This is a genomic window from Pseudoxanthomonas helianthi (assembly GCF_017939625.1).
In the GTDB taxonomy this organism is placed as follows: Bacteria; Pseudomonadota; Gammaproteobacteria; order Xanthomonadales; family Xanthomonadaceae; genus Pseudoxanthomonas_A; species Pseudoxanthomonas_A helianthi.
The window spans coordinates 80,156-97,430 of sequence record NZ_JAGKTC010000004.1; the positions used below are offsets into that span (position 1 = coordinate 80,156).

Annotated in this window: 18 protein-coding genes; 4 read left to right on the plus strand and 14 right to left on the minus strand. The window is 67.8% G+C overall.

What is annotated here, in order from left to right:
* Positions 1-9 precede the first annotated feature (9 nt).
* Positions 10-684 (plus strand): DUF6445 family protein, encoded by a 675-nt coding sequence (locus J5837_RS15335; RefSeq protein ID WP_210537660.1) that lies wholly within the window; start codon positions 10-12, stop codon positions 682-684.
* 93 nt (positions 685-777) lie between these two features.
* On the plus strand, positions 778-1,626 hold the full coding sequence (locus J5837_RS15340) for an alpha/beta fold hydrolase (protein WP_210537661.1): 849 nt from the start codon (positions 778-780) through the stop codon (positions 1,624-1,626).
* On the opposite strand, the gene J5837_RS15345 is transcribed toward J5837_RS15340, so the two are convergent.
* From J5837_RS15345 to prmB, 14 genes are all read right to left on the minus strand, one after another.
* Entirely contained in the window at positions 1,613-2,551 is a 939-nt protein-coding gene (locus J5837_RS15345) for an isopenicillin N synthase family dioxygenase (RefSeq protein WP_210537662.1), read from the minus strand. The genes J5837_RS15340 and J5837_RS15345 overlap by 14 nt on opposite strands.
* A gap of 73 nt (positions 2,552-2,624) precedes the next feature.
* Positions 2,625-3,983 (minus strand): phosphoglucosamine mutase, encoded by a 1,359-nt coding sequence (glmM, locus tag J5837_RS15350; RefSeq protein ID WP_210537663.1) that lies wholly within the window; start codon positions 3,981-3,983, stop codon positions 2,625-2,627.
* Complete coding sequence (gene accD / locus J5837_RS15355) at positions 3,980-4,876, minus strand: acetyl-CoA carboxylase, carboxyltransferase subunit beta (RefSeq protein WP_210537664.1); 897 nt, start codon at positions 4,874-4,876, stop codon at positions 3,980-3,982. Before accD ends, glmM begins: the two co-directional genes overlap by 4 nt.
* Before the next feature lie 77 nt (positions 4,877-4,953).
* Positions 4,954-5,763 (minus strand): tryptophan synthase subunit alpha, encoded by an 810-nt coding sequence (gene trpA, locus J5837_RS15360; RefSeq protein ID WP_210537665.1) that lies wholly within the window; start codon positions 5,761-5,763, stop codon positions 4,954-4,956.
* Entirely contained in the window at positions 5,760-6,140 is a 381-nt protein-coding gene (locus tag J5837_RS15365; RefSeq protein ID WP_210537666.1) for a DUF3144 domain-containing protein, read from the minus strand. The genes trpA and J5837_RS15365 overlap by 4 nt, the downstream gene beginning before the upstream one ends.
* Before the next feature lie 52 nt (positions 6,141-6,192).
* Positions 6,193-7,410, minus strand: a complete 1,218-nt coding sequence (trpB, locus tag J5837_RS15370; RefSeq protein WP_210537898.1) for a tryptophan synthase subunit beta — start codon at positions 7,408-7,410, stop codon at positions 6,193-6,195.
* Positions 7,411-7,676: 266 nt separating this feature from the next.
* A complete protein-coding gene (locus tag J5837_RS15375; RefSeq protein WP_210537667.1) occupies positions 7,677-8,309 on the minus strand; it encodes a phosphoribosylanthranilate isomerase in 633 nt (210 codons plus the stop codon).
* Positions 8,306-9,085 (minus strand): tRNA pseudouridine(38-40) synthase TruA, encoded by a 780-nt coding sequence (gene truA, locus J5837_RS15380; protein ID WP_210537668.1) that lies wholly within the window; start codon positions 9,083-9,085, stop codon positions 8,306-8,308. The genes J5837_RS15375 and truA overlap by 4 nt, the downstream gene beginning before the upstream one ends.
* Before the next feature lie 7 nt (positions 9,086-9,092).
* Positions 9,093-10,718: a motility hub landmark protein FimV gene (locus tag J5837_RS15385; RefSeq protein WP_425504851.1), complete on the minus strand. Its 1,626-nt coding sequence runs from the start codon at positions 10,716-10,718 to the stop codon at positions 9,093-9,095.
* Between the two features lie 161 nt (positions 10,719-10,879).
* The gene (locus tag J5837_RS15390; RefSeq protein ID WP_210537670.1) at positions 10,880-11,902 is read right to left on the minus strand and encodes an aspartate-semialdehyde dehydrogenase; all 1,023 of its coding nucleotides are present in this window, start codon (positions 11,900-11,902) and stop codon (positions 10,880-10,882) included.
* A 111-nt stretch (positions 11,903-12,013) separates the two neighbouring features.
* Positions 12,014-13,009: a 2-hydroxyacid dehydrogenase gene (locus J5837_RS15395; protein WP_425504852.1), complete on the minus strand. Its 996-nt coding sequence runs from the start codon at positions 13,007-13,009 to the stop codon at positions 12,014-12,016.
* 96 nt (positions 13,010-13,105) lie between these two features.
* Complete coding sequence (gene aroC, locus J5837_RS15400; RefSeq protein ID WP_210537671.1) at positions 13,106-14,209, minus strand: chorismate synthase; 1,104 nt, start codon at positions 14,207-14,209, stop codon at positions 13,106-13,108.
* A 76-nt stretch (positions 14,210-14,285) separates the two neighbouring features.
* On the minus strand, positions 14,286-14,576 hold the full coding sequence (locus J5837_RS15405; protein WP_210537672.1) for a GIY-YIG nuclease family protein: 291 nt from the start codon (positions 14,574-14,576) through the stop codon (positions 14,286-14,288).
* Between the two features lie 81 nt (positions 14,577-14,657).
* A complete protein-coding gene (prmB, locus tag J5837_RS15410) occupies positions 14,658-15,587 on the minus strand; it encodes a 50S ribosomal protein L3 N(5)-glutamine methyltransferase (protein ID WP_210537673.1) in 930 nt (309 codons plus the stop codon).
* A gap of 92 nt (positions 15,588-15,679) precedes the next feature.
* Between prmB and J5837_RS15415 the strand changes: the two genes are divergently transcribed.
* Both J5837_RS15415 and asd read left to right on the plus strand, forming a co-directional pair.
* Positions 15,680-16,333, plus strand: a complete 654-nt coding sequence (locus J5837_RS15415; protein ID WP_210537674.1) for an SCO family protein — start codon at positions 15,680-15,682, stop codon at positions 16,331-16,333.
* Positions 16,330-17,169: an archaetidylserine decarboxylase gene (asd, locus tag J5837_RS15420; RefSeq protein WP_210537675.1), complete on the plus strand. Its 840-nt coding sequence runs from the start codon at positions 16,330-16,332 to the stop codon at positions 17,167-17,169. The genes J5837_RS15415 and asd overlap by 4 nt, the downstream gene beginning before the upstream one ends.
* Positions 17,170-17,275 lie beyond the last annotated feature (106 nt).

The following is a 17,275-nucleotide window of genomic DNA, read 5'->3' on the forward strand; positions in this document are numbered from 1 at the left end:
ATTCGTCGCATGAGCTTCCAGCCCCCACGCCTGCCGACCCTGCCCTATCGCAAGCCGACCGAAGGCCGCGACTACTGGCTGTTCGACGACGTATTGCCCGATCCTGGCGCGGTGCGCGCGCGTTGCCTTGCGCGCACCGACTGGGTCGAAGGCTATCCGTACAAGCCGGAGAGCTGGCCGGGCCTGCGCGTGCTGCCGGGCCTGCTCGATGACGAACTGGCGAAGGTCGAAGCGCTGGTGAAACAGGCCACCGGCGCGAAACGGCTGTGGGTGGAAACCGCGCCCGACGGCGCGCAGCTCAACCACAACTGCGTGCAGGTGGTCGGCATCGACGAATGCGAACCGCGCCCGCATACCGATTCGCGCAAGCTGTGCCGCTATGCGGCGGTGCTGTACCTGAATCCCGACGTGCCCGATTCCTGCGGCACCAGCTTCTACCGCCAGCGCCTGCCCGGTGGCGGGCGCGGCGGCAACGTGGTGATGCCGCCGCACACGAACCTGGTCGAAGCCCTGGGCACGCGTTTCGTGTCGCCGGCCTCGTTCGTCGAGGATGTGGCGATCGAACACCGCTGCAACCGCCTGTTGCTGTACCAGAGCAACCTGATCCACAGCGCCAGCGGCTACTGGGGCCGCAGCCTGGAAGAGAAGCGGATGGCGGCGGTGTTTTTCTGGATGGCCGGGTAACCGCGACAAGGATTTCCCGACTCGTCACCTCCACTTCACCTTGGCTTTCGTCGGCGCAAGCGAGGCTTGTCGTACGGCCGAGCGGGAAGCCTCATGGAGATCACGATTTCATCCGTCGGCGATTTGCAGATCGCTGCGCGCTGCTCGGGAGATGCATCGAAGCCCGGTTTGATCCTGCTGCATGGCTGGCCCCAATCCAGCCACGCCTTCGCCGGCATTCTGGACGAACTGGGCCAGGATCATTTCGCCCTGGCGTTCGACCTTCCCGGCATCGGCCGTTCGCAGGGCAAGCCGCCTTCGGCGGAAAAGACCGTCATCGCCGATATCGTTCTCAGTGCGGCCGAACGGTTGGACGCGAAGGGCATCGTGATCGCCGGCTACGATGTGGGCGGCATGGTCGCCTACGCAGCGGCCCGCGATCATGCGGCGCGACTCTCCGGCGCCATCGTCATGAACACGGTGCTGCCGGGCGTTCCGCCGTGGGAAGAGACGCTGGCCAACCCGAAGATCTTCCATTTCGCGTTGCACGCCCTCGCGGAACTTCCCGAGTTGCTGGTCGCCGGCCGCCAACGCGCGTATTTCGACTTCTTCTTCGACATGCTCGCCGGCAACAAGCGCGCGTTGAGCGACGAAGCCCGAGACGAATACGCGAGGGCCTACGAGCGCCCGGAAGCGCTCAGCGCAGGCTTCGACTGGTACAGGGCCATGGCCGAAGACGCCCGGCACAATGCACGCAAGAAACGGATCGCCCTGCCGATGCTGTATGCCCGCGGCGATGCCGACGGCGCGAAGCCGGAACGGTACGTCGGCCCGCTGCGCGAACTCGGTGCCGAGGCCGTCGAAGGCATCACGATTGCCGGCGGCGAATTCGTGGCCGAGGAATCGCCCGACCGATTGATCGCGGCGATCCGCGATTTCCGCCGCAGGCTTACTTCAGCTTGATCTCGCGCAAGCGTTCTTCCAGGTAGCCCTGCGCGGTGATCGGTTCCGGATAACGGCTCGGGTTGTCCGCGGTGATGGTCGATGGCAGCACGTCGATCAGGAAATCCGGGTTCGGGTGCAGGAAGAACGGCACCGAATAGCGCGGCTTGCGTGCCTCCTCGCCCGGCGGATTGACCACGCGGTGCGTGGTCGACGGGTACACGTGGTTGGTCAGGCGTTGCAGCATGTCGCCGATGTTGACCACGATGGTGTCCGCGTCCGAGGTGAACGGCACCCACTCGCCCTGCTTCGACTTCACTTCCAGGCCGGCGGCGCTGGCGCCGACCAGCAGGGTGATCAGGTTGATGTCCTCGTGTGCGCCGGCGCGCACGTTGGGAATGTCGTCGGCGGTGATCGGCGGGTAGTGGATCGGGCGCAGGATCGAGTTGCCCGAATCGGTCTTGTCGGCGAAATAGTTCTCCGGCAGGCCGATGTGCAGGGCCAGCGCCGACAGCACGCGCGAGCCGAGCTGGTCCAGCGCCTGGTACAGGCCGTAGCCGTGCTCGCGGAAGCCGGGTACTTCCTCCGGCCACAGGTTCGGCGGCATCACCTCGCGGTACTTCGAATCGTCGGGAATCTCGCGACCGATGTGCCAGAACTCCTTCAGGTCGAAGTGCTTGGAATCCTTCGCGGTCTCGACGCCGAACGGCGTATAGCCGCGCGCGCCGCCGCCGCCGGGCACGTGGTAGCGCTTCTTGGTCTCTTCCGGCAGGGCGAAGAACGCCTTGAACACATCGTAGGCCGCGTCGATTTTCGCCTGCGGAATGCCGTGGTTGCAGATGCCGGCGAAACCCCACTCGCGGTAGGCCGCGCCGAGTTCGGCGACGAAAGCCTCGCGGTCGGTGTCGAAGCGGGTGATGTCGAGGGTGGGAATGCGCGAAGCCATGTTCTCGTCCTGTTGCACTGTAGGGGCGTGCCGGAATGATCCGCCACGCGCACCGGGTCGATCTTGATCCGGATCAGGCCACGGCGGCGCGCACCGCGGCCGCCAGTCCGTCGAGGGTGGATTGCATCAGCGCGTCGTCGTCGGCCTCGACGGTCACGCGCACCACCGGCTCGGTGCCGGACGGGCGCAGGAAGGCGCGTCCGCGGCCCGACACCGCCGCTTGTGCAGCGACCAGCGCGGCCTGCACGGCTTGCGCCTCGACCACCATTTTCGCATCGCCGTTCAGGCGCACGTTGACGGTTTTCTGCGGCAGCATCTTCAGCCCCGCCAGCGCCTCGCGCAGGCCGGTGCCGGTACGCTTCAATACTTCCAGCACCTGCAAAGCGCTGACGATGCCGTCGCCGGTGCTGACCCGGTCCAGGCACAGGATGTGGCCGGAGGCTTCGCCGCCGAGGATGCCCTGCCCTTCGATCAGCGCCTGGTGCACGTAACGGTCGCCGACCTTGGCGCGCACGAAGGCGATGCCGCGCTCGGCCAGCGCCTTCTCCAACCCGTAGTTGGTCATCAGCGTGCCGACCACGGCGCCCTGCAGGCGGCCGCTGCGCTGCCAGTCGTTCGCCAGCACGTAGATCAGTCCGTCGCCATCGACCACTTCGCCCGTCGCGTCGACGAACAGCACGCGGTCGCCGTCGCCATCGAAGGCGATGCCGAGGTCGGCGCCGCTGTCGCGTACGCGCGCGGCCAGCGCTTCAGGGTGGGTGGAGCCGATGCCGTCGTTGATGTTCAGGCCGTTCGGCGTGTCGCCGATGGCCTCGACCGTCGCGCCGAGTTCGCGCAGCACGATCGGGCCGACCTGGTAGGTCGCGCCGTTGGCGCAATCGACGACGATGCGCATGCCGCCGAGGTCGAAGTCGCGCGGCACCGAGTTCTTGCAGGCCTCGACGTAACGGCCGATCGCGTCGCGGGTGCGCACGGCCTTGCCGAGCTGTTCGGACGGCACCGTGCGGAAGGATTGCTCCAGCGCGGCCTCGATCGCCAGTTCGGTGGCGTCGTCGAGCTTCTCGCCTTCGGCCGAGAAGAACTTGATGCCGTTGTCGTGGTGGGGGTTGTGCGAAGCGGAGATGACGATGCCGCCATCGGCGCGCAACGCGCGGGTCATGTGCGACACCGCGGGCGTCGGCATCGGGCCGAGCAACTGCACGTCGACGCCGGCGGCGACCAGGCCGGCTTCCAGCGCGGCCTCGAACATGTAGTTGGAGATGCGCGTGTCCTTGCCGATGATCACCATCGGCCGGCGTCCGCCGCGCCCGCCCGCCTCGACCAGGGCGTGGCCGTAGGCGTTGCCCAGGCGCAGCATGAAATCCGCCGAGATCGGGCCTTCACCGACCCGGCCGCGAATGCCGTCGGTGCCGAAATACTTGCGCTGGCTCATGCCGCCTGCACCGTGTCGTGGGCGGGTTTTTCCTGGCGCATCATCATCGCCAGCAGCGTGGCCAGCCGTTCGCGCATCTCGCGGCGGTCGCAGATCTGGTCGATGGCGCCGTGGTCGAGCAGGAATTCGGAACGCTGGAAGCCTTCCGGCAGGGTTTCGCGCACGGTCTGCTCGATCACGCGCGGGCCGGCGAAGCCGATCAGCGCGTTCGGCTCGGCGATGTTGACGTCGCCGAGCATGGCGAAGCTGGCCGACACGCCGCCGGTGGTCGGGTGGGTCAGCACCGAGATGTACGGCAGGCCGGCTTCGCGCAGCTTGGCCAGCGCGGCCGAGGTCTTGGCCATCTGCATCAGCGAGAACAGGCTTTCCTGCATGCGCGCGCCGCCGCTGGCGGAGAAGCAAACGAACGGCGAACCGATCTGCAGCGCCTTTTCCGCACCCAGCGCGAAGCGTTCGCCGACCACCGAACCCATCGAACCGCCCATGTAGGCGAAATCGAAAGCGCTGGCGACCAGGTCGCGGCCCTTCAGCTTGCCCTGCAGGGTGACCAGGGCGTCGCGCTCGCCGGTGCTCTTCTGCGCGGCCTTGATCCGGTCGGAATACTTCTTCTGGTCCTTGAACTTGAGTACGTCGGTCGGGCCGAGCGCGGCGCCGATCTCGACGGTCGGCGCATCCGCGTCGAACAGCACCGCCAGCCGGGCGCGGGCGCGGATCGGCATGTGGAAGTCGCACTTCGGGCAGACCTCCAGGTTTTCCTCCAGCTCCGGCCGGTACAGCACCGCGCCGCAGTTGTCGCACTTCTCCCACAGCCCCTCGGGGACGCTGCGCTTGGACTTGGTGGCGTTGTTTTGGGTTCGGATGCCCGAAGGCATCAACTTGCTCAGCCAGCTCATTCGCTCAGGAAACCTCTCCGGCCCCGTCGGGCCAACGGCGCAGTTTAGCCTACGCCGCCCGGACCCCTACAGCGCCCTCAGCCGGCCGCATCCAGCGCCTGCCGCAGCGGGACGAGGAATGTTGCGGCGCGGGAAGCCGCGTCGGCACCGTCCGCGGCCCGGGCCAGCTCGGCGACCAGCGCGCTGCCGACCACCACGCCATCCGCATCGGCCGCCATGGCCACGGCGCTGGCCGCGTCCTTGATGCCGAAGCCGGCCACCACCGGGGCCTTCGATGCCTTGCGGATCCCGCGCAGCCGCTCGCCGGCGGCCTGCGTATCCAGCCGCTCCGAGGCACCGGTCACCCCGGCGAAGCTGACGTAATACAGGTAGCCCTGCGCGGTATCGCAGAGCATGCCGAGACGATCCGCACCGGTGGTCGGCGAGGCCAGCGCGACCAGGGCCAACCCCTGCGCGTTGAGGATCCCGCGGGTCTCGGCGGCCTCTTCCGGCGGCAGGTCAACCAGCAGCACGCCATCGACGCCGGCTTGCGCCGCTTCGGTGGCGAAGCGTTCCGCGCCATGGATCTCGACCGGATTCAGGTAACCCATCAGCACCACGGGCGTGCTGTCGTCCTGCTGGCGGAACACTTCCACCGCTTCCAGCACGTAACGCAGCCCGGCACCGCGGGCCAACGCGCGCTCGGAGCTGCGCTGGATCGTCGGGCCGTCGGCCATCGGATCGGAGAACGGCACGCCCAGTTCGATGACATCGGCGCCCGCGTCGACCAGCGCGTGCATGACGGGCACCGTGGCTTCCAGCGAGGGGTCGCCGGCAGTGATGAACGGAATCAGCGCCTTGCGCCCTGCCGTGGCGAGTTCGGCGAACTTGCGTTCGAAGCGGCTCATCGGGCAGGCGTGCCTTCCGGCATCTGGCTCGCCGCGGCGGCGTATTCGGCGGCCAGCTCGGATTCGCCCACGTCGAGACCGCGTTCCTGGCCCAGTCCGTCGAGATGCTCGTTGAGCATGCGGCGGTACAGGTTGGTCATGTAGTCGAGGAATTCCTGGCGTTCGTTGGCCACATCGCCCGGCTGCATATGCGCCAGGTACACGTGCGCATTGAAGCGCGCGGCGGCGTACAAGGACGCCATGCTGATCCGCTTCAGGCCCTGCTGCTTGGACTGGCGGTTGGTCAGCTCCAGGTATTCGTTGACGCAGGTGAAGAAGGCCGGGTCGAGCGGCGCCGGGGCATTGGCGGCTTGCGGGTTGACGTTGGGTTCGTTCATCGGGATTCCTCGGTGGAATGTTCGGCGAAGCCGGGTATCGGGTCCGGCGGTTTCAGAGCTGGATGTTCTCGCGCGCGGCGATGGTATGCACGTCCTTGTCGCCGCGGCCGGACAGGTTGCACAGCACCAGCGCGTCCTTCGGCAGTTCGCGGGCCAGCTTGATCGCCTGGGCGACCGCGTGGCTGGATTCCAGCGCGGCGAGGATGCCTTCGGTGCGCGCCAGCGTGTGGAACGCGGCCAGCGCTTCGTCGTCGGTAACGCCGACGTACTGCGCGCGGCCGGAATCCGCGAGGAAGGCGTGTTCGGGGCCGACGCCGGGATAGTCCAGGCCGGCGGACACCGAATGGGTTTCGATGATCTGCCCGTCGTCGTCGCAGATCACGTAGGTGCGGTTGCCGTGCAGCACGCCGGGGCGGCCGGCAGCGATCGATGCCGCATGGCGGCCGGTTTGGATGCCGTCGCCGGCCGCTTCGGCACCGACGATGCGCACCGACGGGTCGTTGAGGAAGGCATGGAACAGGCCGATGGCGTTGCTGCCGCCGCCGACGCAGGCGGTGATCGCATCGGGCAGGCGCCCGTAGTCGGCCAGCATCTGAGCGCGCGCTTCCTTGCCGACCACGGCATTGAAGTCGCGGACCATGCGCGGATACGGATCGGGCCCGGCGACGGTGCCGATGATGTAGAAGGTGTCCTGCACGTTGGTCACCCAGTCGCGCATCGCCTCGTTCAGCGCGTCCTTCAGCGTGGCCGAACCGCTGGTCACCGGCACCACGGTCGCGCCGAGCAGCTTCATTCGGTAGACGTTGATCTTCTGCCGCTCGATGTCGGTGGCGCCCATGTACACCACGCACTCCAGCCCCAGCCGCGCGGCCACGGTGGCGGAAGCGACGCCGTGCTGGCCGGCGCCGGTCTCGGCGATGATCCGCTGCTTGCCCATGCGGCTGGCCAGCAGCGCCTGGCCAATGGTGTTGTTGATCTTGTGCGCGCCGGTGTGGTTCAGGTCTTCGCGCTTGAGCAGGATGCGCGCACCGCCGACCTCGCGCGACAGGCGCTCGGCTTCGTAGATCGGGCTGGGTCGGCCGACATAGTGCTTCAGGTCCTTTTCGAATTCGGCGATGAAGGCCGGATCGACACGCGCCGCGTCGTAGGCGGCGGCCAGCTCCTGCAAGGGGCCGATCAGGGTCTCGGCGACGAAACGCCCGCCGTAGCGGCCGAAATGGCCCGAAGCATCGGGATACTGGTGGTAATCGGATACCGCGCCGGGCGCGATCGAGGGAGCGGGTTTGTTCAAGGGGAATCTCCGAAACCGGAATCGCGCGACCGCGAACGGGTCGGCGGACTGCGCGAAGGCGAAAGACGGGCCGGAAGCCGGCCGATGCGTTGCGTCGGGCGGTGCGTTACCGCACGGCCGCCGCAGGCACGCGGCGCCAGCGCCGCAGGGAGCGGCCGAAGGGCGGAGACGGGCGGTTCGAGACGTTCATGGCGCGACCATAGCGTAGCCGATCCTGGGCCCCGGCGCTTCCCCGGCCCCGACCTTCAGACGGCCGCATCGGCCGCGCGCACCGCATCGGCAAAACGCCGCATCTTCGCGGCGTCCTTGACGCCCGGCGTGGCCTCGATGCCGCTGGACACGTCGACGCCCCAGGGATGCGCGGTGCGGATGGCCAGCGCAACGTTGTCCGGCGACAGCCCGCCGGCCAGCAGGACCGGCCGGCCGCTGTCCTTCGGCAACCGCGTCCAGTCGAAACTGCGGCCGCTGCCGCCCTGCTCGCCCGCGCCATGGCCGTCGAGCACGAAACCGTGCGCGGAAGGGAAGTTCGCCATCGCTTCGAGCGGATCGCCGCCGTCGCCCATCGCGATGGCCTTGAAGAACGGCAGGCCGAAGCCGGCGCAGAACGCGTCGTCCTCGCCGCCGTGGAACTGCAGGTAGTCCGGATGCAACCCGGCGACGATGTCGGCGACCTCGCCGCGCGGATTGTCCATCACCAGCGCGACCACACCGATTTCCTCCGGCACCAGCGCGCGCAGGGCCCGCGCCTGCCCCGGCAACAGCCGGCGCGGGCTGCGTTCGGCCAGGATCAGGCCGATGAAGTCGACGCCGAGCTCCACCGCGAGGCGCACGTCTTCGGCGCGGGTCATGCCGCAGAACTTGATGCGGGTGTGGCTCATCCGCGCAGGGTAACGCTTTCCGGCAGCCCCCATTCGGACGGATACAGTGGCCGCAGGAACACCAGCCCCTGCGGCGGCGCAGTAGGCCCGGCAAGGGTGCGGTCGCGTCCCGCCAGCAATTGGGCCATCCAGCCTTCTGCGCGCGCGCCCGCCCCGATTTCCAGCAAGGAGCCGACGATGTTGCGCACCATGTGATGCAGGAAGGCGTTGGCCTGGATCTCCACTTCGACCGCGTCGCCGGTGCGGCGGACCACGATTTCCTGCAGGTTGCGGCGCGCATGCGGCGATTGGCAATGAACGGTGCGGAAAGCGCTGAAGTCGTTCTCGCCCAGCAAGGCCTGCGCCGCACGGTGCATGGCATCGGCATCCAGCGGGCGCCGCTCCCACGTCGTGGTGTGGCGATACAGCGCCGGCCGCACCGGGCGATTGAGAATGCGATAGCGGTAACGGCGCGCGCGCGCGGAGAAACGCGCATTGAAGGCCTGCGCCACGGGTACGCACCAGTGCGCGCATACGGTCGGCGGCAGGCGTCCGCTGACGCCCAGCGTCCACGCGCGCGGATCGCGATCGGCCGTGCTGTCGAAATGCACGACCTGGCATTCGGCATGCACGCCGGCGTCGGTACGCCCCGCGCAGGTGACGGTAATGGCCTGGTCGGCCACCGACGAAAGCGCATGTTCCAATGCCGCCTGCACCGTCGCCGGCCCCGATGGCCCCAGCCCTTGCCAGCCCTGGAAACCACTGCCGTCGTATTCGACGCCCAGCGCGTAACGCATGCGGTCCTTAACCCAGCTCGCGCAGCAGTTGCGCGGCTTCCTGGCGCGCGGCGGAATCGCCTCCGGCGGCGACCTCGTTCAGCAGGTCGCGCGCGGTGTCGACGTCGCCAAGGTCGAGATAGGCGATGGCCAGCTCCAGCCGCTCGCGCCCGGCGGGCGCCGCGTTCGGCACCGTGACGTTGAGGCTGGCATCGTCGCGATGCCAGGCCGGCGCGGGAGACGCGGCTTCGGCCCGCGGCACGGCTTCCGGCTCGGGCTCGGGTTCGACTTCGATCGCCGCCGGTGCGGCCTGCGGCATCGCCGCGGCCAGTGCCGCGCTGTCGAGCGCCGGTTTCGGTTCATTGCGCACCACTGCCGGCGCGGCCACCCGGCGGCGGCCCAGCAACCACGCGGCGACCAGTCCCGCGATCAGCAGCGCCAACCCGCCCCAGATCCACGCCGGGGTGCCGGCATTGCCGCCTTGCTGCGCGGCCAGCTTCTGCTGCGCGGCGGCCAGGTCGCTGTCCTTCATCTGGATCAGCTTTTCCTGCTGCTGCTTCAGTTTTTCCAGCTCGGCGACCTGCGAGCGCAGTTCCTGCACTTCGGCATCGCGCGCAGCCAGGTCTTCCTTGGTCTGTTGCAGTTGTTGTTCCGCCAGCATCTCGCCCTCGCCTCCGGCCTGGATGCCGGTCGTTGTGCCCGCCTGTGCACCGCCCTGCACCACCGGCGGCGCGATCTGCAGCCGCGCTTCGGCCACCCGCGGCGCCGGACGCGCGGCGGCGCGGGCTTCCGATGGCGGAGGCGCAACGGCTGACGCGGAAGCCGGTCGCGCCGTCTCGCGCGCCTGCCTCCATTCGGCCATCTGCCGGCGGACGAAGTCGTCGGCCTGCGCCGCATCGACCTGCGCCAGCTCCGGCGAGTCCGGCGCGCGCAGCACCGCGCCCTGCTTCAGCAGGTTGATATTGCCGTTGATGAAGGCGTCGGGATTGGCCTGCAACAAGGCCTGCATGGCCTGGTTCAGGCCGACCGACGGCACCAGTTCGCGGGCCAGTTGCGAGAGGGTCTGGCCGGCGCGGACGGTGACCTGCCCCGTGCCGGTTTCCATTGCAGGCGCACGCGCGGCCGGCGCAGGGGCCGGTTCGGGTTCGGGCTGCGTCGGCGGCGGTTCGGGCGCCTGAACGATCGCGTCGGACGGCGCGGCCTGCGGCGCCTGGATCGGCGGCGGTGGCGCGGTGGCGAGCACGCCGGGCGCGTTGACCAGCGCAGAGTATTCGCGGACCAGCCGGCCCTGGCCCCAGTCGACTTCGATCAGGAAATTGATCGCCGCCTGGTCTACCGGCGATGCGCTGGTGACGCGGATCACCGGCTGGCCTTCGTCGGACACGGCGACGGCGAAATCGAGTTCCTCGACCAGGCCCTGCGGTCGCGGCAAGCCGACGCGGTCGAAGGTCTCGGGCGAAGCCAACCGCGCCTGCAGTTGCTCCATCTCGGCCGGATCGCTGGAGATCACCGGGATCTCGGCGACCAGCGGCTGGCCCGGCTTCGACTTGACCCGGATTTCGCCCAGGCCCAGCGCCAATGCGGCGCCGCTGGCCAGCAGCAACGCCGCGGCGGACAGCCAGCGGATGGTCGGCAGCAGCCTGCGTCGATTCAAGTGCGCGCCCCTTTCGTGCATCGAACCAATATAAGCCGAAACAAGGGGCTGGCGCACTTTCCGGAGCGTTTACTGCAACGCAGGCGCGGAATTCGTAGGGCGGGCCCCCGCCCGCCCTCGCTTGCGTGGTTCCGACGGCGGGTCATGACCCGCCCTGCCCGTCACTCCGCGGCGACCAGTTCCGCGACCTGCACCGCATTCAGCGCCGCGCCCTTGCGGATGTTGTCGGAGACCACCCACAGGTTGAGCCCGCGCGGATGCGAGAAGTCCTCGCGGATGCGGCCGACGTACACCGGATCGGTGCCCGAAGCGTGCGTCACCGGGGTGGGATAACCGCCGGCCTTGTGCTCGTCGACCACGACCACGCCGGGCGCGGCTTCGAGCAGCTTGCGCGCCTCTTCCGGCGACAGCTTCTTCCTGGTTTCGACGTTGACCGCCTCGGAATGGCCGTAGAACACCGGCACGCGCACGGCGGTCGGGTTCACCTGGATGCTGCTGTCGCCGAGGATCTTCTGCGTCTCCCAGACCAGCTTCATCTCTTCCTTGGTGTAGCCGTTGGGCTGGAAGTCGTCGATGTGCGGAATCAGGTTGAAGGCGATCTGGGCCTGGAACTTCTTCGGCTCGATGTCCTGGAAGTTGAGCAGCTGGCCGGTCTGCACGCCCAGCTCCTCCAGCCCGGAGCGGCCGGCGCCGGAAACCGACTGGTAGGTGGCGACGTTGATGCGCTCGATGCCGGCCGCGTCGTGGATCGGCTTCAGCGCGACCATCAGCTGCATGGTCGAGCAGTTCGGGTTGGCGATGATGCCGCGCGGGCGGTTCTTCGCCGCCTCGGGGTTGACCTCGCTGACCACCAGCGGGACGTCGTCGTCGTAGCGGAAGGTCGAGGAATTGTCGATCACCACCGCGCCGGCGGCGGCGAACTTCGGCGCGTATTCCTTGGACACGCTGCCGCCCGCCGAGAACAGGGCGATGTCGACGCCCTTGGGGTCGAATTTCGCCAGGTCCTGCACGTCGATTTTCTGCCCGCCGAAATCGACTTCGCCGCCGGCGGAACGCTCGCTGGCCAGGGCGATGACTTCGGACACCGGGAATTTGCGCTCGGCCAGGATGGCCAGCATGGTTTCGCCGACGGCGCCGGTGGCGCCGACGACCGCGACTTTGAAGCGGCGGGACGGGTTGCTCATTGCAGTGGGGTTTCGCGTGGGGGAAGCGTTCGCGGGCGCAGGGCCGGCTGTGTGCGAAGCATAACGGAAGCGCGCCGCGCTTGCGGAAACGGTTGCCGCTGAAACCGGCACTCAGCGTTGCGTCACCATGTTCGGCGGCCGGCCGGCGTGCGGGCCGAAGCCGAGCGCGGCGACCAGGTTGTCCACCGCCAGCGCGACCATGGCGCGGCGCGTGGCCAGGCTGGCGCTGCCGATGTGCGGGGTCAGCACCACGTTGCGCAGGGCCAACAGTTCCGGCCGGACCGCGGGTTCGCCTTCGAATACGTCGAGACCGGCGGCGGCGAGGCGGCCGTGGGCCAGCGCATCGGCCAGCGCGAGCTCATCGACCAGGCCTCCGCGGGCGATGTTCACCAGGGTCGCGGTCGGCTGCATCTTCGCCAACGCGGCGGCGTCGATGACATGGTGGGTCTGCGGCGAATACGGCAGCACCAGCACCAGGTGGTCGGCGCGGGCGAGCAATTCGTCGAAGCCGACGTAAGCCGCCTTGACTTCTTCCTCGACTGCTTCCGGCAGACGGCTGCGGTTGTGGTACAGCGTGCGCATGCCGAAGCCGATCGCGCGGCGCGCGATGCCCTGCCCGATCCGGCCCATGCCGAGGATGCCCAGCGTGCTGCCGTGCAGATCGCGGCCCAACAGGGTGTCGAACGACCACTTCGTCCACTGGCCTTCGCGTAGCCAGCGCTCGGATTCGGTGATGCGCCGCGCAGCGGCCATCAGCAGGGCGAAGCCGAGGTCGGCGGTGGTCTCGGTCAACACATCCGGCGTATTGGTCGTGACGATGCCGCGCGCATCGAGCGCGGCGATGTCGAGGTTGTTGTAGCCGACGGCGACGTTGGCGATGGCCCGAAGTCTTGCGGCGTGGGCGATCTCGTTCGCACCGATGCGCTCGACCAGCGTGACCAGGGCGCCATCGACGTCGCGCAAGTGTTCGGCGATCTCGGCGGGTGCGTAGGTATCGCCGGCAGGCGATGTGCGCTTCACATCGAAGTATTCGTCGAGCCGGCCGGTGATGTCCTCGAACAGGGGTCGTGCGAGCCAGATGCGTTGCCGGTGTTTGTCGGAACTCACGCTCAAAACAAAAATGTCCGGTTTGGATGTGAATGCAGGTGTGGGAGCGATGTAACTCGCGATGCTTTTCGTGACGCGGACAAGAGCACTCGCGAGTTACGTCGCTCCCACATCCATGCCGGGAATTCTTGGCGAGACTTCGCCGACATCGCCGCACTGCGCGCGATGGCGCAAGGCCTGGTCGATCAGCACCAGCGCGACCATCGCCTCGGCGATAGGCGTGGCGCGGATGCCGACGCAGGGATCGTGGCGACCGGTGGTGACCACCTCGATGGCATTGCCATCGATGTCGATGCTCTGCCCCGGCAGGCGCAGGCTGGAGGTCGGCTTCAGCGCGATGGAAGCGGTGACCGCCTGCCCGGTGGAAATGCCGCCAAGGATGCCGCCCGCATGGTTCGACAGGAACCCTTGCATGCTCATCAGGTCGCGATGTTGCGTGCCCTTCTGCGCCACGCTGGCGAAGCCGTCGCCGATTTCCACGCCCTTCACTGCGTTGATGCTCATCAGGGCGGAAGCCAGTTCGCCGTCGAGCTTGCCGTAGATCGGTTCGCCCCAGCCCGGCGGCACGTTGTCGGCGACCACGTTGACGCGCGCACCGACCGAATCGCCGGACTTGCGCAGCGCGTCCATGTAGCTTTCCAGCTCCGGCACCTGCACGGCGCAGGGCCAGAAGAACGGGTTGCCTTCGACCGCGTTCCAGTCGAATGCATTCGGCGTAATGTCGCCCAACTGCGCCAGGTACCCGCGCACGACGATGCCGAACTTCTCCGCCAGCCACTTCTTGGCGACGACGGCCGCCGCGACACGCATCGTGGTTTCGCGCGCCGACGAACGCCCGCCGCCGCGCGGATCGCGAATGCCGTACTTCTGCCAGTAGCTGTAGTCGGCGTGGCCCGGGCGGAACTGCCGGGCGATGTTCGCGTAGTCCTTGCTGCGCTGGTCGGTATTGCGGATCAGCAACGCGATCGGCGTGCCGGTGGTCCGGCCTTCGTACACGCCGCTGAGGATCTCGACCTCGTCGGCCTCGTGCCTCGCCGAGGTATGCCGGGTCTTGCCGGTGGCGCGGCGCTGCAGATCGTGGGCGAATTCCTCCGCCGCGATTTCCAGCCCCGGCGGGCAACCGTCGATCACGCAGCCGATGGCCGGGCCGTGCGACTCGCCGAAGGTGGTGACGCGGAACAGATGGCCAAATGTATTCACGATTGCTTCTTTTTGCTCGTCATTCCCGCGAAGGCGGGAATCGCTCTTCGCTCTTGCCTTTAAAGTCGGCAGCACGCTATCCAACAATGTCGTCCCACAAGTCCCGCCACTCGGGATTAGCCTCCTGCACCAGCCGCAGCTTCCACTCCCTGCTCCACTTCTTCAGTTGCTTTTCTCGCGAGATCGCCGTATCCATCGTTCCGTGCAACTCGTACCAGACCAGCGTCGTCACGTCGTACCGCTTGGTGAAGCCTTCAACGACATGCTCGCGGTGTTGCCAGGTTCTTGCGACCAGATCGCTGGTGACGCCAATGTAAAGGGTGCCTCTCCTTCCGGTCGCCAGGATATAGACGGCGGGCTGTTTCATGGCATCCTGCCACTTGGGTCGCGCGAAGCAAAATCAAAAGCAAGAGCGATTCCCGCCTTCGCGGGAATGACGAGCAATAAATCAAGGACGCGCGTCCGCCAACTCACGGATGCGCGGGTGGTGCACGATCAGTTCGGAGCACTCGACCGCGAAGATGCCCATCTGCCCGACCTTGAACTCGATCCAGACGAATTCCACGTCCGGCAACAGCTTGACCAGCGCACGCTCGGATTCGCCGACTTCGCAGATCAGCAGGCCATCCTGGCTCAGGTGCAGTGGTGCGTCGCGCAGGATCTTCAGCACCAGGTCCAGGCCGTCGTCGCCGGCGCGCAGGCCCAGCTCGGGCTCGTAGGAATATTCCTTCGGCAGCGCGTCGGTTTCGTCGTTGGTGACGTACGGCGGGTTGGTGACGATCAGGTCGTAGTGCGTGCCGAGCAGGCCATCGAACAGGTTCGACTTGAGGAAATGCACGTTGTCGGCATGCAGGCGCTGCTTGTTCTCGGCGGCCAGCGCCAGCGCGTCGTCGCTGATGTCGATGCCGTAGACGTGCCAGTCGGGGTTGTAATGACCCATCGCAATGGCGATGCAACCCGAACCGGTGCACAGGTCCAGCGCGCGATGCACCGGACGCCCGCCCAGCCACGGCTCGAAGCCGGCTTCGATCAGCTCGGCGATCGGCGAGCGCGGCACCAGCGCGCGCGCGTCGCTCTTGAAGCTGAGCCCGGCGAACCACGCTTCCCCGGTGAGGTAGGCGGCGGGAATGCGCTCGTCGATGCGGCGCGCGAACAGGGCGAGGATCTCCGCTTTCTCCGCCGCGGTCACCCGTGCCTGCCCATAGGCCGGCCCGATGTCCGGCGGCAGGTGCAAGGTGTGCAGGACGATGTGGGTGGCCTCGTCCAGCGCGTTGTCGTGGCTGTGGCCGAAGGTCAGGCCGGCCGCGTTGAAACGGCTGGCGCCGTAGCGGATCAGGTCGATGATCGAGTGCAGTTCGGCGGCCGGATCGGCGGTCATGGGCGGTGTTCGGCGTAATGGAGGCCGGATTATAGGGCGTTGCCCGCGATGCGTCGGTATCATGTGGAACCGTTCCAAGCCCTCGGACCGACATGTTCAACCGCAAGATCGGCGTCATCCTGCTCGTCGCGCTGGCCGCGGGCCTCGGCCTGCTGGCGGCGCAATGGTTCTTCGGCGGCAAGTCCGCCGGTGCGCAATGGCCGGAAACCCAGGCGGTGACGATGTTCGCCAAGCCGCGTCCGCTGCCGGCGTTCTCGCTGCGCCAGTCCGACGGCACGCAGCTGACCTCCGGCGAATTGAACGGGCACTGGACCGTGGTGTTCCTCGGCTTCACTTCGTGCCCCGACGTGTGTCCCACCACGCTGGCCGAACTCGCGCAGGCACAGAAGCAATGGCAGGCACTGCCCGACGGCACCCGGCCGCGCGTGCTGTTCGTTTCGGTCGACCCGGAACGCGATACGCCGACCCGCATCGGCGAATACGCGCACGGGTTCAGCACCGAAACGCTGGCCGCGACCGCGGACGTGCCTGCCCTGGAGGAATTCGCCCGCGCGCTGGGCTTCGTGTTCATGAAGGTGCCGGGCGCGCATTACGCCGAGAACCCGCAGGACTACAGCATGGATCACTCGGCCAATCTCGCCGTGATCGATCCGCAGGGGCGCATGGCCGGGATGATCCGTCCGCCGTTCCAGCCGCGGGCCATCGCCAGCGACCTGACCGCGCTGACCAAGGCCACGGCACCGTGAGTCCCCTGACCGCGCTGACCTATGTGCTGCCGCACCGGCTGCTGTCGTCGCTGGCGCGGCGACTGGCATATTCGCGAAACCCGGCGATCAAGCAGTGGCTGATCGACGCGGTGGTGCGCAGGTTCGGGGTCGATCTGGACGAAGCCGCCGAATCCGATCCACGCGCCTATCCGAGCTTCAACGCCTTCTTCACCCGTGCGCTGAAGCCCGGCGCGCGGATCGCCGACGCCGATCCGCGCGCCTTGCTGATGCCGGCCGACGGGCACATCAGCCAGTGCGGCCCGATCAAGGGCGGGACGATCTTCCAGGCCAAGGGCCGTTCGTTCACCGCCGCCGAATTGCTGGGCGATGCGGAAGCGGCGAAGCCGTTCGAAAACGGCCTGTTCGCCACCGTCTACCTGTCGCCACGCGATTATCACCGCGTGCACATGCCTTGGACCGGCACGTTGCGCGAAACCGTGCATGTGCCGGGCCGCTTGTTCAGCGTCGGCACCGCCGCAGTGCGCGACGTGCCGCGATTGTTCGCACGCAACGAACGCCTGGTCTGCCACTTCGACACCGATTTCGGCCCGATGGCCTGCGTGATGGTCGGCGCGTTGCTGGTGTCCGGGGTGGAAACGGTGTGGAGCGGCGTGGAGATTCCCGCCTATGCGGACCGCATCACCAGGAAGGATTGGCACGACAAGGGCATCGTGGTCGAACGCTTTGCCGAGATGGCGCGATTCAACTACGGCTCGACGGTCATTGTTCTGTTGCCGCCCGGGGTGGCGGAACTCGACGCCGGCCTGGGCGCGGAGACGCCGGTCAAGTTGGGGCAACGGCTAGCGACGTTGTAGGAGCGCCCTTCAGGGCGCGACCGCAGCCAGAGCGATTCGCGAATATTTTCTACGGCGCCGGAATGCACCCGGTCGCGCCCTGAAGGGCGCTCCTACAAACCGGTGA

Excerpts from the sequence above, each read along its gene's own strand:
- J5837_RS15335 (WP_210537660.1), top strand. The coding sequence starts at position 10 with ATGAGCTTCCAGCCCCCACGCCTGCCGACCCTGCCCTATCGCAAGCCG.
- J5837_RS15340 (WP_210537661.1), top strand. The coding sequence starts at position 778 with ATGGAGATCACGATTTCATCCGTCGGCGATTTGCAGATCGCTGCGCGC.
- J5837_RS15345 (WP_210537662.1), bottom strand. The coding sequence starts at position 2,551 with ATGGCTTCGCGCATTCCCACCCTCGACATCACCCGCTTCGACACCGAC.
- glmM (WP_210537663.1), bottom strand. The coding sequence starts at position 3,983 with ATGAGCCAGCGCAAGTATTTCGGCACCGACGGCATTCGCGGCCGGGTC.
- accD (WP_210537664.1), bottom strand. The coding sequence starts at position 4,876 with ATGAGCTGGCTGAGCAAGTTGATGCCTTCGGGCATCCGAACCCAAAAC.
- trpA (WP_210537665.1), bottom strand. The coding sequence starts at position 5,763 with ATGAGCCGCTTCGAACGCAAGTTCGCCGAACTCGCCACGGCAGGGCGC.
- J5837_RS15365 (WP_210537666.1), bottom strand. The coding sequence starts at position 6,140 with ATGAACGAACCCAACGTCAACCCGCAAGCCGCCAATGCCCCGGCGCCG.
- J5837_RS15375 (WP_210537667.1), bottom strand. The coding sequence starts at position 8,309 with ATGAGCCACACCCGCATCAAGTTCTGCGGCATGACCCGCGCCGAAGAC.
- truA (WP_210537668.1), bottom strand. The coding sequence starts at position 9,085 with ATGCGTTACGCGCTGGGCGTCGAATACGACGGCAGTGGTTTCCAGGGC.
- J5837_RS15390 (WP_210537670.1), bottom strand. The coding sequence starts at position 11,902 with ATGAGCAACCCGTCCCGCCGCTTCAAAGTCGCGGTCGTCGGCGCCACC.
- J5837_RS15405 (WP_210537672.1), bottom strand. The coding sequence starts at position 14,576 with ATGAAACAGCCCGCCGTCTATATCCTGGCGACCGGAAGGAGAGGCACC.
- prmB (WP_210537673.1), bottom strand. The coding sequence starts at position 15,587 with ATGACCGCCGATCCGGCCGCCGAACTGCACTCGATCATCGACCTGATC.
- J5837_RS15415 (WP_210537674.1), top strand. The coding sequence starts at position 15,680 with ATGTTCAACCGCAAGATCGGCGTCATCCTGCTCGTCGCGCTGGCCGCG.